This is a genomic window from Bremerella sp. JC817 (assembly GCF_040718835.1).
Lineage (GTDB): Bacteria > Planctomycetota > Planctomycetia > Pirellulales > Pirellulaceae > Bremerella.
This window is the reverse complement of record NZ_JBFEFG010000274.1, coordinates 862107-876668: the sequence shown is the minus strand read 5'-3', so window position 1 is coordinate 876668 and position 14562 is coordinate 862107. Positions and strand designations below refer to the sequence as shown.

The 14562-nt window shown below is 56.9% G+C and carries 6 protein-coding genes; 4 read left to right on the top strand and 2 right to left on the bottom strand.

Annotated elements, in window-relative coordinates:
- Positions 1-3 precede the first annotated feature (3 nt).
- Both AB1L30_RS17675 and AB1L30_RS17670 read right to left on the bottom strand, forming a co-directional pair.
- Entirely contained in the window at positions 4-807 is an 804-nt protein-coding gene (locus AB1L30_RS17675; RefSeq protein WP_367014730.1) for a hypothetical protein, read from the bottom strand.
- A 379-nt stretch (positions 808-1186) separates the two neighbouring features.
- Positions 1187-2665 (bottom strand): hypothetical protein, encoded by a 1479-nt coding sequence (locus AB1L30_RS17670; protein ID WP_367014729.1) that lies wholly within the window; start codon positions 2663-2665, stop codon positions 1187-1189.
- A 75-nt stretch (positions 2666-2740) separates the two neighbouring features.
- Here AB1L30_RS17670 and AB1L30_RS17665 point away from each other — a divergent pair, with 75 nt between their 5' ends.
- The 4 genes from AB1L30_RS17665 to AB1L30_RS17650 are packed head-to-tail and all read left to right on the top strand — an operon-like array spanning position 2741 to position 14556.
- Positions 2741-2947: a helix-turn-helix domain-containing protein gene (locus tag AB1L30_RS17665; protein WP_367014728.1), complete on the top strand. Its 207-nt coding sequence runs from the start codon at positions 2741-2743 to the stop codon at positions 2945-2947.
- A 36-nt stretch (positions 2948-2983) separates the two neighbouring features.
- The gene (gene pglW / locus AB1L30_RS17660; RefSeq protein ID WP_367014727.1) at positions 2984-7243 is read left to right on the top strand and encodes a BREX system serine/threonine kinase PglW; all 4260 of its coding nucleotides are present in this window, start codon (positions 2984-2986) and stop codon (positions 7241-7243) included.
- 3 nt (positions 7244-7246) lie between these two features.
- On the top strand, positions 7247-10873 hold the full coding sequence (gene pglX / locus AB1L30_RS17655) for a BREX-2 system adenine-specific DNA-methyltransferase PglX (protein ID WP_367014726.1): 3627 nt from the start codon (positions 7247-7249) through the stop codon (positions 10871-10873).
- A complete protein-coding gene (locus tag AB1L30_RS17650) occupies positions 10873-14556 on the top strand; it encodes a DUF6079 family protein (protein ID WP_367014725.1) in 3684 nt (1227 codons plus the stop codon). Before pglX ends, AB1L30_RS17650 begins: the two co-directional genes overlap by 1 nt.
- Positions 14557-14562 lie beyond the last annotated feature (6 nt).

Genomic DNA, 14562 nt, shown 5'->3' with positions numbered 1-14562 from the left:
AACCTACTCGTCTTCGTTGTCGTCACCGGGCTGCACTGCACTGGTTCTCAATGACCGCACATTCGCCGGATCAACGACGATCTCCTTTTCCTTCCGGCCATTGAAGTACGCCAGCACGTCTTTCTTCTTGACGATGCCTTCCAGCAACCGAGGCTGCCCGAGGTGAGTCAGCATGGCGAACCGGCGTGCGAACCATTCTGCCTTCGATTGGTCGATGGTCCACGAGAGTCCCTTGCCACGTTTGCCGATGAAGCCACGGTAGACCGGGAACTCATCCGGCATTCCGTCAAGCTTTCGGCGCTCTGCCGCCGTCATGAGGAACTGCCGCTGGGGGCGTGGAGATTGGAATAGCTGAAGATACAGCTTTCGGTTCTGCCACAACTGTTCCTGATCCGTCCAGACCGCTGCAAGAATTTGCCAGTAGCTCTTGTCGTCGAATTGATCGATGTACTGCCGGAAGGCGTCGAACAGGAATGCCCTCTCGTGCATGAACACGACCTGATACCACTTCCTCTTCGAGATCAGTCGATCAATTTGCGACTGAGACTGCTCAATCGTGAAGTTTACAAGTGCGGCCTGCTCAGGATCACAGGAGCCAACGTACAACGGATGCTTGAGCATCGAGCCAAGCATGTTGTGCCATTCAAGGTAAGGGTGGAGTTTCTTCTCCAGCGGTTCTTCACGCTGGAACATTTCCCCGTTCCAACTACTTCTCACCTCGAACGGCCACTCTGAGTCGAAGGCTGCCTTCAACTCATTCGTAGTCATCTTCGAGAAGTTGGGCTTTAGTGTCTGCTTCTTTGCCATTTTCTTTTCCCGTTCGTCCCAGAGTCGGCAAAGGGAATCACGTCATCGGCTCAACAGTGAAGGATCAGTAGAACTTCCAGACTCCACGTCGGACGTTTTCAATTCTCCCGTTCTCTTTCAGCTTTCCATACTGTTGCAGCACCCTTCGGACACGATGTTTCCATTCAGGTGAATTGTTGCCGTTCGTGCAGGTATACCGGCAGAGAAAGTCGTCTCTGCAAAGTTCGGGGTAATGCTCTTGAACAAGTTCATGGACTTCACGGGTTAGGTACTCACCGGGCGCTATAAAGCTAAGCTCATTTGCAAGGAGCGCTGCATGAAGCTCCTTTACGATCCTTTGCTCTGTGGCTAAGTCAATGGGGTGCTGATTCGACATGTCTCACGCCCTGAAGAATTCAACAGCGTGAATTGCGACAGACTTCACCGTGTTCCCCAAGTCGTCTGGAGGTAGGCTCGAATAATTCGGAGCGTGCTGCCGATGCCACGCCTTTATGGCAACAATGTCGCCCGCATCAGCAACATCATAGAGTGCTTCCCCTGCAACGGTGTCCGCCTGATTGGATTGCTGCTTGCCCAACTCGTGGATGACCGCCCCAAGAGTCTTGAGTGCCTTGAAGACCTTCTCGTGTTCCACGACGCTCTCCATTGCCTCCCATCGATGCGCACGAAGAAATTCGCAGCAGAGTTCTATAAAGTCGTCAAGAGCGTCACCTTTCAATTCGAGAATAGACTTTGTTGATTGTGTGGCCGTAAGAGGTTTAGCAATCTCGTCCCACGCTTCATCGGAGTAGAAGAACTGCCGCAACATCGTCCTCATCGGACTCATGAAGCGAGCAAGCTCTCGTTGTGTTGCTTCAATCGAGTCTTGAAGCTGTTCGTGAATTACATCCACGCAAAGGTGACGCAGTACATCCCAACTGAGAGTTCTATCTCGGTATTCAGCTTGTGCAACTTCGTTGTCGCTATCACTCTGATGATCTGGGTCGATAGCCACTCCGTGATTGAAAACGGACCTTTCTGAGTACAGCCCCTTAATCCAACGGGCAAATTTGGGATGTGAGCCATAAAGTGACTCAAGTGCGTCAATAAGATTCTCTTTGTATCCCGGCCCCTGTATATCGAAAGCAGCCTCAAGACACGCACAGAACGCCGCAGCGTCTTGCTGTGGTGGAGCAAAGAATGGATCGTCGATTTGAGACCGAAACAGGTGGTAGCACGCTGCTCCCAGTCGGTCGTATGGGTTCTGGTCGAATCGCTGTATCAATTCGACGTGATGTTGGTTGGTCAAAGATACTCTGAAGTGTGAGTTTACCCCACGCAACTCAAGCGGTGGCAGCAAGCAAAGCGAGCGCAGGTCTTCGATCTTGCCTCCGGTCTTGGTGAAAAGTTCCACCATGTCATGCGGTTGATCGGTTGCTAGAAACGACGAGTACCGGAAGGCGTCGGCAGGGGTTTGCCACCTGCGCTCTCCCATTACATAGACGATTGCCAACAGTCGTCCGATATGCAGTCTCAGCCACTCCTCGTCATCAGAGAAAACCAAAGTTCCTCGTGCCGGTTCCGCTGTCGCATCTTCATCAATGACCGGAAAGTCACGGTAGATGTCCAACCACTCAGGCCGGGGAAGCTTGAGAACTTCGACCCATGTTTTTTCCGCATCAGGATGGAAGTGCGCTTTGGAGATTGAAAACGAATCCTGCCGAAATGCGGTCCCGGTAAGTTGAATTCGTGGAAGCACATAGATGAGCTTCTTCGTCGCTTTCGAATTGCCCTCCTGATCTGCCACGGCTGTTTTTCCCTCTGACGATGAGGTGAGTGTCCGAAGAGGAGTTTGCTGCTCCACCTGATCGACAATCATAACGCAGTTTGGTAAGGTTTACCAATGCTGTCGTCCGCCAATTCAGGGGGCCGCACTCGTTTGAGGAGACCGTCTGTGGAGAACCTACGGGACTTCCTGCGAATCTCGGAAGCAGCCGAGTATCTCGGGGTCTCGCCGAACACGCTCCGTAACTGGGAAAACGCTGGCAAGATCGCCGCTCACCGACATCCGGTGAACGGCTACCGGCTCTTCAAGAAAGAAGAACTGGACGCCTTGCTCAAGCAGTTGCAGGAGCCTCGGCCAGCACCCAAGAAGCGCTGAGCGAACGGGAATTCGTGGATTGAGGGTCAGTGAACAATGGAACCACCATTCTGGAACATCATCACGCCGTCCCAGTACGAATGGGAGCGCCGTGGGTTGGACTTCATCCGGGCGGGTCTGCCCAATCACGACCCGTACCGGGCGTGGGCCAATTTCGAGTTCCAGACTGCTGACGGGGCCATCTACGAAGTCGATCTCCTCGTCCTGACGAAGCAAGGCTTCTGGCTCGTCGAAATTAAAAGCTGGCCCGGAAAAGTCCGTGGCGATGTGGCGACGTGGACTCGCACGCATGACAGCAAAACGATCACCGAAGACAACCCGGTTCTGCTCGCCAACCGCAAAGCCAAGGCGCTCGTCTCGCTGCTGAAGTCCCAGCAGGCCACTCGCAACATCCGAGTGCCGTGGATGGAAGCGGTCGTCTTTCTGTCCGCCGACGATCTTCAGTGCGAACTGAGCGGCCCGGCCCTGAATCGTGTTCTGCTTCAGGATCGCTCAGCGAAGGATTCGACTCCCGAACGCAAGGGCATCCTTGCAGCGCTGCTCAATCGACAGGGGCCGGGGATCGAGCCGGACAGTCGCAGCCTGATCGACAGCAAGGTTGCCAAAGCCCTCTCTCGGGCGATGGAACAGGCGGGCATTCGCCCCTCGCAGAAATCACGGCGAGTCGGGGACTACATTCTGGGCGATCTGCTGGCCGATGGTCCGGGCTACCAAGACCGGCTGGCGAAGCACGCCTCGTTCGAGAACGTCTTCTGCCGGGTTCGCCAGTACACGGTAGCACAGGCAGATTCCGAGGAAGAACGTCAGCGACGGAAGCGAGCGGCGGCTCGTGAATTCCAGATCATCCAGTCGCTCAACCACCCGAATATCCTGCCGGTGCTGGACTACAAGGAACACGAACTTGGCCCGGCTCTGCTGTTCCGCTACCTCGATCCGAACTCGGTTCGATTCGATCACTACCTTGCCACGAATTGCCACAAGCTGACCACCGAGCAGCGGCTCGACATGCTGCGGCAAGTGGCTGATGCCATTCGCTACGCTCATCGCAAACGAGTGATCCACCGGGCACTCGGGCCGCAGAGCATTTTGGTCAACGACGCCGAATCGAAAACGCCCTCGCTTCAGGTCTACAACTGGCAGGTCGGCGTGCGTGACACCAGCACAACTTCGGGCCGAGTCACCAATGTCGAGGACTTGGTGGAGGCTCAGTCGTTTGTCTACATGTCTCCCGAGGCCATCGCCGACCAGAGGAAGGTGACGGAAGCTTCTGACGTATTCTCACTGGGTGCCATCGCCTATCACCTGTTCGCCTCTCGGCCACCTGCTGGCAGTCCGTCTGAGTTGGCGAAGATTCTGCGGGAGAAGAAGGGACTCAGCCTGTCCGCCGTGGTCGATGGTGTTGGGCCGAAGCTGGAAGAGATGATCCAGTGGTGTACTCACCCCGATGTGAACACCCGAGTCGGTTCGGTCGAAGACTTCCTCGCCCTGCTGGATGATGTCGAAGACGAACTCACCGCTCCTGAAGAAACCTTCGTTCCCGATCCGCTACAGGCCAAGCGTAGCGACCGTCTCGAAGGGGGCTACATCGTCGAGAAGGAACTCGGACAAGGAGCCACGGCCAAAGCTCTGCTCGTCACGAAGGACGATCAACAGTTTGTGTTGAAGGTCGCTCTCACTGATGACGACAACACTCGTCTCCATGATGAAGCCGAGGCTCTCCGCACGATTCACAGTGAGTTCATCGTCGCCATCCATGACGAACTGGAGATGTCTGGCCGCACGGTGCTGGTGCTTCAGAAGGCTGGCGACGAGACGCTGGCCGGGCTGTTGCGAAAGGAAGGAGTTCCCGGTCTGGAACTGCTTGGTCGCTACGGCGATGACTTGATGTCGGCGGTCGCTTCGCTGGAACGCCACGGCGTCACGCATCGAGACATCAAGCCGGACAACATCGGCATCCGCTCGCTGACCAAGCAGCGGAACCAACTGATCCTGTTCGACTTCTCGCTCACGGGTGCCCCGCTCGACAACATTCGGGTTGGCACCCCCGGCTACATCGACCCTTTCCTGCCCAACCGCAAACCTTTGCGATGGGACTTGTCGGCGGAACGCTACTCTGCTGCGGTCACGTTGTACGAGATGTCGGCAGGCTTCGGGGTCTTGCCGTGCTGGGGGGATGGCAAGTCCGATCCGGCTGTCACGGATGCCGAACTTGTCGTCGATGCTGAGAAGTTCGATGCCAGCGTGCGGGAAGGACTGGTCGAGTTCTTTCACACCGCTCTGCATCGTGACTCGAAGAAGCGGTTCGACAACGCCGAGGAGATGAAGTGGGCGTGGCAGCAGGTCTTCAAGGAAGCTGAGCAGCGCAAGGTCCGCACGCCCAGCGGTGAGGAAGTCGATCTCAGCGTCACGCTCGATCAAGTTGATCTCAAAACACCGATTGCCGCTCTCGGCCTCAGCACTCGTGCCCGAAACGCATTGGAGCGAGCCAACATCCTCACGGTGCGTGATCTGCTGCTGACGCCAATCATCCAACTCCACACGATGCGTGGAGTCGGCAACCAGACTCGACGAGAGATCACCGAGTTCGTCGCCGAGCTTCGGGATCGCTTCCCCGATGTCCGTGAAGAAGTCGGCACTCGCAAGGACGAGTCCGTCCACGATGAAGACGAACTCACGTCGCTGGAGTTGCTTGAGCAACGAGTCTTTGGCGCTCGCAACTCGAAGAAGGAATCCGAGTGGAGCATTCGGTCGGCACTGCTCAAGCCAACCGTCTCAGATGACTCGTCGTCTGATTTGGTTTGGCCCAGCCAGTCCGATGTGGCCGCAGCGCTCAAAACGACGCCGGTGAAGATCAATCAGGTCTTGAGCGCCGACCGGAAGCGATGGGCCAAGGAATCTTCACTCAACAGTCTGCGTTCTGATCTGTGTGAAGAGATTCTTCGACTCGGCGGCGTGATGACCGTTCCCGAAGTTACCGAGTTCGTCCTGCTGCGACGACCTGCTGTCGATACGCTCGATACCAACAAGCAACAACAGATGGCGTCTGCCATCGCTCGTGCGTTGGTCGAGACCGAATCATCACTCGCCGAACCTCGGTTCCAACTGCGGCGGATCAGTGGCAAGACGCTCATCGCCTGCACTCGTGATCTGGCGGTCTACGCCGAGAAGCTCGGACAAGTGGCCGACGAGTTGGCTCTGTCCGATCCGCTGTTGCCACCGCTGCGTGTCTTCCAAGAACTGTTCGATGTCCCTCAGCCTTCACTGCCCGAAGGCTGCCAGCCGTTCAACAATGAACGTCTGCTGCGATTGGCGGCAGCGATGAGCAGCACGGCGGCGGTCTCGGCCAAGCAGGAACTCTATCCCAAGGGGATGGCTGCCGAGCGAGCATTGCGGCTGGGGATCGGCGCACTGACTGGGTTGGGTCTCGGCGACAACGAAGGCGGGTTCTCGATCACTCAGATTCGTGCCCGTGTCGAGAGCCGGTATCCCGAGGCCGAACGTCTGCCGGATCGCCCAGAACTCGATGCGCTGCTGGAGCGTGTCGGTCTCGATGTGCGGTGGAACCCCGAGACCACGACGTACCATCGCCGGGAAGTCTCGGTGATGTTCACGTCGGGTTCGTCGATGCCACGTCGTCGCACCACTGCAACCAGCACTCGGCAGGTGGAAGTCACACCCGACATGGCCGATGCCCGGCAGTTCGAGGAACGGCTTCAGCACGCCTACGACGAAGGAGGTTTCCTGATCCTCACCGTGCGGCCCAGCCGGATGCGGGCCTGCGAAGCCAACCTGCTCAAGCGGTTCAACGACAACGGCTGCACGCTCGAACGGGTCTCGTTCGATGATCTCCTATTCGATGGTCTGCGAGCCGAGGCTCAGGAACTCGATGTGGAATGGAAGGTTGTCGAACAGGCGGACGGCACCGACGAAGGAAGTCAGGATTGGAAGAACCTGCTGCATCTGGTGAGCATGGCTCAGCCCAAGATCGAAGAGAACCTCTTAGATCGGGAAGACCATCTGCTGCTGGTGCATCCGGGGCTGATCGCTCGCTACGACATGATGTCGCTGCTGGAAACCCTGCGGGATCGCACCGGCCACGATGCGGCCTGTCCCGGTGTCTGGGTGTTGGTAGCGACCGACGAACAGAACGACATGCCGTTCCTTGACGATGCGGAGATTCCGCTGATCTCACCGGGACAACGAGCCAAGGTCTCCGAACCGTGGATCGACAACCTGCACCGGGGACGGTCGCCCAAGCTGGCCACGACGGAAACAACTGAGACAGGTGGGAAATAACGAATGCTCGACATCAAGACGCTGTTGCCCGAACTGAAGAAGCTGGTCACGGACCTGTCCGAAGACCTGCTCGCTCGCAGTACGGCCAAGAACGATCCCTACAGCGCCAAGGTCGATACCGGCCTGCGGGAAGCGTATGCCCAGATCGAAAAGGGTGGCCGCACGGCTGATGCGTTCGAAGTCTGGCGGGAGGACTATCTCGATCAAGTCGCCGTGGCGTGGGTGCTGGGCTGTGTCTTCGTGCGGTTCATGGAAGACAACCATCTGATCGATGAGTGCTGGCTGGCCGGGGAAGGCGAACGTCGCAAGCTGGCCGAGGACACGCACGAGCTTTACTTCCGTGCGCATCCGCACGATTCCGACCGGGAATACTTCGAGCATGTGTTCCACGAAGTCGGCAAGATTCCGGCCTGCCGTGATCTGTTCGCCGAAGGGAAGACGCCGCTGTGGGCCGTGGGGCCGAGCGGCGATATGGCGATGAAGCTGCTTGGGTTCTGGCGAGACGTGGTTCCCGAAACAGGTGGACTCCAGCGGTCGTTCGAAGTCGAAGACGGCGACACTCGTTTTCTGGGCGACCTGTACCAAGACCTGTCCGATGCAGCACAGAAGAAGTATGCGCTGAAACAAACCCCCGTTTTTGTGGAGGAGTTCATTCTCGACCGCACGCTCAGTCCGGCCATTGATGAGTTCGGTCTCGACGAAGTGCGGATGATCGATCCGACTTGCGGCTCAGGGCACTTCCTGCTCGGCAGCTTTGCCCGGCTGTTCGATCTGTGGATCAAGCGGGAAGACAACGAAGTCGTGGCAGCACAGAAGGCTCTTGATGGAGTTTGGGGCTGCGACATCAATCCATTCGCCGTGGCCATCGCTCGTTTCCGGTTGATTGTTGCAGCGCTGCGAGTTTGCGGTATCAAGCGACTGAAAGGTGCCCCAGCGTGGAACATCCACTTGGCGACGGGCGATAGCCTGCTCTTCGGAAGTCGCTGGAACCGTGAGGGTAAAAGGGTTTTCGAGCAACGGTTTCTTGGCACAGAAGAAGAAAGCTGGGCACCGGAGATTTACGCCTGCGAAGACAAGGAAGCGGTTTCCGAGGTGTTGGGGCAGCAGTATCACGCAGTTGTCGGCAACCCACCCTACATTACAGGAAAAGACAAAGCGCTCAACGACGCATACCGTTCACGGTACAAATCCTGTTACAAGCAGTTTTCGCTTGGTGTTCCCTTTACCGAACGCTTCTTTGATCTCGCACTCTGTCGAGACTCATGCCCATCAGGGTACGTCGGAATGATCACAGCCAACTCCTTTATGAAGCGAGAGTTTGGCAGTCGGATTATCGAAACCTTCATTCCTCATATTGAACTAACCCATGTCATAGACACATCAGGTGCGTACATTCCGGGCCACGGGACTCCAACCGTGATACTTTTTGGACGGAATCGCAAACCCCAGCAGCAGACTGTTCGAGGAGTTCTTGGAATTCGAGGCGAACCTGAAACTCCTGATGACCCTGCTCAGGGTAAAGTCTGGAATTCGATCACAACTCAAATCGACGCAGCGGGGCTTCAGGACGCCTTCACGTCAACGGAGGACGTACCAAGAGACTATTTCTCTACTCACCCATGGAGCCTGACAGGTGGTGGTGCAAGAGAGATGATGGAAGAGTTGAGGAGTCAATGCCAAACAACTCTTGACAGTCTGATTGACGTTCTTGGCTACATCTGCATGACCCGAGCCGATGACGTGTATCTGACCGAGGATTCTTGCCTCGCCAGAAAAGGGATTCCACAAGGGAACAGAATCACCGTTGTGGCAGGGAATACGATTCGTGACTGGCAAATCGAGGGGACCGAAACGGCACTCTTTCCATACGATGCACAACTAAATCCCGTGGAAGATTCGGCTGCGAATAGCGTGATTAGATACTTGTGGCCTTATCGGACGGACTTGTGGCTTCGTCGGGAGCCGAATGGCGACCATAGGGAGATCGGGCTGACGTGGTATGAATGGAGTCGTTTTCAAAAACAGCGATTCATGAATCCCAAAGCGATTGCATTTGCCGAAATTGCATCCCACAACCATTTTGTGTTCGACGAAGGTGGCAAGGTATTCAACCAAACCGCTCCAATCATCAAATTGCCAGCAGAGGCATCAGAAGACGTTTACTTTAGCCTGTTGGGATACTTGTCGTCGTCGGTGATCTGCTTTTGGATGAAGGAAACGTGCCATCAAAAACAGATGACTGGTGGGGATGGTGTGCGTATTGAATCAAGAGCCAAAGTTCCGTACCAGTTTGCTGGAACTGCACTAAAGAAGATGCCGATTCACCCACAGTTGGCGAATAGTGACATTCCCAGCGGGCTTAGAAGTCGCCTTGCACTTTGTGCCAAACGCCTGACAGAGTGTTCTAAACAACTGGCTAGTTTGAACGCCGAGAACACTATTTCTCGATGGATTAGAACAAACTTCGCCACAGCGTTTGATGACGTGTGGGATGAGGTGCTTCTTGAGCGTCAGCGTATCAGGTCGGCGATGGTGCTTGCTCAAGAGGAGATTGACTATTGCGTGTATGCAATGTTTGGAATCGTGGATGAATCACTTCTCAGTGACTCCGACACATCACAAATCCTAGATTGTGACGCTGGCAAAAGGGCCTTCGAGATTTATCAGGGCTACAACGAGGATGGTTTTGCTACTGCGTCACAGATTCCCGAGGAATGGCCAGTTTCAACCCGAGAACTGTGGCATCGGCGGATTGATGCGATTAGTGCGTGCCGCCAACTCAAGCTCTTTGAAGACCCGCATTACAAGCGACGATGGGTAGGACGCCAAGGGCTGTTTAACCAGTCTGCACGGCAAGATGAAATTGAATCCGCCTGCCGTGAGTGGTTGTTGTGGCGAATTGAAAGTCAATGGGTGGCTACTTCTGATCAGCAGCCGGAACTTACGACCTGTTCTGCCATTAGTGATAGGCTCAGTGGCGATGACGAGTTCATGCGAATCGCTGGCCTTTACCGAGGTAGGGAAGGCTTCGACGTGTCTGCTCTTGTTGAACAGCTAGTTAATGGTGAGTCAGTGCCGCATCTTCCCGTATTGCGATACAAAGCCACGGGGATTCGCAAAAGACGGTTATGGGAAAAGGTGTGGGAGTCTCAACGCAAGGAGGATGAGAGCGGCCAAGATAGTCAGATCAAGCCTCCTCCCAAGTATTCACAGGATGACTTCCAAAGTGCGACTTACTTTAGATTACGAGGGCCATTTGATACTCCCAAGGAACGCTGGATCAGCTTTCCTCACTGCGAAACCGAGAGCGATCCGTCACTCGTCGTTGGCTGGGCAGGCTGGAACCATCTGCAACAGGCTACAGCCATGATCGCCTACTACGACGCCCGCAAACGGGAAGGCTGGGACGCCAAACGTCTGACGCCGTTGCTCGCCGGTCTCGATCAACTGCTCCCATGGATTCACCAGTGGCATCCCGAAATCGATCCCGAGTTCGGCGAAACCGCAGGCCAGTCCTTTGAGACCATGCTCAAAGCCGACGCCCACGAACTCGGCCTGACGCTCGAAGACATCCGAGCGTGGGAGCCACCCAAGAAGTCAACGACCCGTCGCAAGAGGAAGACGAACTAATGGACAAACTCATTGCCGACATCCTCGATCTGCCGGAACGGGTGCGGAAGGGCGATTTCGTCCTGAACCTGTCCAAAGGCGTCACCGAACCGGAAAAGACGCTCGAACAGTACGTCGTCACGCCGCAGCTTGTCGCCTGCTTCGATGACGCACTCGGCTTCATCCGCAGCGCCGTGGAAGCGTCCAACAGCAAGGCGTGTTACCTGCACGGTAGCTTCGGTTCTGGTAAGTCGCACTTCATGGCCGTGCTGCACCTGCTGCTCCAGCACAATTCCGCTGTGCGGTCGATCCCTGAACTGGCCAAGGTCTGCGACAACAACCAGTGGGTCGAGAACAAGAAATTCCTGCTCGTGCCGTATCACATGATCGGTGCCCGCAGCATGGAATCGGCGATCCTCGGCGGCTACGTCGATTACGTTCAGGAACATCACGCCGGTTGCCCGCTCCCCGGCGTCTATCTGGCCGATGAAATCTTCGACAATGCCAAGCAGCTTCGAGATCGACTCGGTGACGAGAAGTTCTTCGAAGACTTGAACAAAGGAGGCAGCGGAGGCGGTGGCGGCGGCTGGGGCAAGCTCGAAGGCTGGAACGCCGCCCGGTTCGAAGCGGCCCTCGAAGCACCGCCCAAGAGCAAGGAGCGAAGCCAACTGGTCGGCAAGCTGGTCGAGAACATCTTCCCGGCCTTCCGTGGCATCGCTCAGGGGAAGGACGAAGCCTACGTCGATCTGGACGAGGGCTTGGCGATCATCAGCGAACACGCCAAGACGCTCGGCTACGACGGCCTGATCTTGTTCCTCGACGAATTGATTCTCTGGCTGGCCACGCACTCGGGCGATTTGAATTTCGTGCAGATGGAAGGGAACAAGCTGGCAAAGCTGGTTGAGTCCCGTAAGGCCGAACGTCCGGTGCCAATCGTCAGCTTCGTGGCTCGTCAGCGAGATTTGCGTGATCTGATCGGCGACAATGTTGCTGGTGTGCAGCAGTTGAACTTCTCCGATGTCCTGTCGCACTGGGAAGGCCGCTTCCACACGATCACGCTCGAAGACCGCAACCTGCCGGTGATCGCTCAGAAGCGTGTGTTGAAGCCGAAGAACGATGCGTGCCGGGCCGAGCTTGAGCAGGCATTTGAGCAGACGGCCAAAGTACGGCAGGAGATCATGGAAGTCCTGCTGACTCGGGAAGCTGACCGTGCGATGTTCAAGCAGGTCTACCCGTTCAGCCCGGCGCTGATCCAAGCACTGGTGGCCGTGTCGAGTGCCCTCCAGCGGGAACGGACGGCGCTCAAGATCATGCTGCAACTGCTCGTCAACCGACGTGACACGTTGCGCCTCGGCGATGTGATTCCACTCGGCGATCTCTGGGACGTGGTGGCCCACGGCGATGAAGCGTTTACCGACGTGATGCGTGTCCGTTTCGAGAACGCCAAGAAGCTGTACCAGAACCGGCTGCGTCCGATGCTGGAGCAGCAGCACGAAATCGACTACGAGGTGGATAAGCAGCGAGCCAAGGACAACGAAGAGATCGAAGGCCGACTGTCTCGCTTCGAGAATGACGACCGGCTCATCAAGAGTCTGCTGCTGTCGTCGCTCGTGCAGGGTGTGGACACGCTCAAGAACATGACCTGCACCCGACTGGCAGCACTCAACCACGGCACGATCCGGTCTCGCATACCGGGCCGGGAACATCAGGTCGTCGCCCAGAAACTCCGCACATGGGCAGGTATCTGCGGCGAACTGCGTGTCGAAGGCGATCCGGCGAATCCCACCGTGTCGCTGGAACTGGAGGGAGTCGATACCGAAGGTCTGATCGAAGCGGCACGAGTCTTCGACAACCCCGGCAACCGGCAATCACGCATCCGGGGAATGCTGTTCCTGTCGCTGGGCATTCCCGATCAGGACGAGATGTTCATTGGCTACAACTTCCTGTGGCGAGGCAGCCGTCGCTCGTGCGATGTGCTGTTCACGAACGTCCGGGCGCTGCCCGATGAATCGCTGCGTTCACAGGACGAGTGGAAACTGATCCTCGACTTTCCGTTCGACTCCGAAGGGCACACACCCATTGAGGACTTGGACCGGCTGAACAAGTTCCGTGACAAGAACGAGGCCCATCGCACCATTGTCTGGCTGCCGTCGTTTTTCTCGACTCGCACACAGGCCGAACTTGGCAAGCTGGTCATCATCGATCACCTGCTGCGAGGCAGTAACCTCGATCAATACGCCAAGCACCTCTCGCTTCAGGATCGGGAGACGGCCCGGTTGCTGTTGAAGAACCAGCAGAGTGCGCTGCAATCTCGACTGACTCAGGTGGTGGAAGCGGCGTATGCGATCCGCAGTGAACCGACGCCGGGATCGCTCGACAGCGCCTACGACATGTCGGACTCACACTTCCAGTCGTTGTTCCCATCGCTGTTGTTGCAGCGACCCGTGGGAGCGACACTCGGCGAGGCGATGGAGCATTTGCTCGATCAGGCGTTGTCGCACCAGTATCCGAAGCATCCGAAGTTCGGTCAGGAGATCAAGCTCGGCAAGGACTTGAAGCAGGTGCTTGAAGTCTGCCAAGAAGCGGCTCGCTCACAGGATGGCCGGGTGTTCGTGGAAGACAAGGCGGTGCGACTCAAGCTCCGCAACATCTGCAACCCGCTCGATCTGGGGCAGATGTCCGAAACGCACTTCGTGCTGGGAGCGTTCTGGAAGAACCACTTCAACCGGATGCTGTCGCAGTCGGATCAGACCCATCCCACGGTCGCCGACCTGAAGCGTTGGATGGAGCAACCAGACGAACGTGGGTTGCCTCGGGAGATCGAACATCTGCTGGTGCTGGTCTACGCCGACCAGACGAATCGGTCGTTCGTCCGCTATGGCGGCAACTACGTTCCGTCGCTGGACGACATGCCCAACGATCTGGAGCTTGTCGAGCAGCAGCTTCCTGATGTGAAGGATTGGGAGACCGCCGTGCAGCGGGTCTCCGAAATCTTCGGCCATGCGATCTCACGGCTGCTGAACGCAGGGAACCTGACGACGCTGGCCTCAAAGGTGAAGGAGAGCGTGACGAGCCTGAAGGCGGACGGCGAAAGCCTGCCGGATCGCCTGCAACTGATCCTGAAGAACCTGAGCATGGCGGACGGCGACATCGAGAAAGCCGACCGGGTGAGAACTGCCGAGGCCGTCCGCAAGCTGCTGAGCGATTGCGAAGGCAAGGAAGCCACGGCGCTCGTGGGTGTGATCGCCTCGGCCAAGATGGACACGTCGGGAACGGCCATGGGGCGCAGCTTCAAGTCGGCGACTTCGATCTTGGATTGCCTGCGAAACACCAAGTGGGACTTGTTCAACGGTGTGTCGCATCTGGGTGACGAGCGGAAGACGCAGGCGGACCTGTTGATTCAGGATGTGCGGTCGGCGTTGTGTACTGACGAGTTGGCTCTGGCCGGTGGTCTGGCCTCCAAACTGTCGGAAGCCGAGAGTCGAGCGATCAAGCTGCTGACGCCGCCCAAGCCGAAGCCCGATGATCCAACTCCACCACCACCGCCACCGAAGAAGGGCTGGAAGCAGGTTGGCACCGGCAGCCGGTCTCGGTTGAATCATGAGGAGTCTCTGACTGAGGCGCAAGAACTGGTCCAAAAGTTGGAACAGAACTCGAAGCTCCGACTCACGATCCACTGGACCTTGGAGGAGGAGTCTGAATGAGCGTCG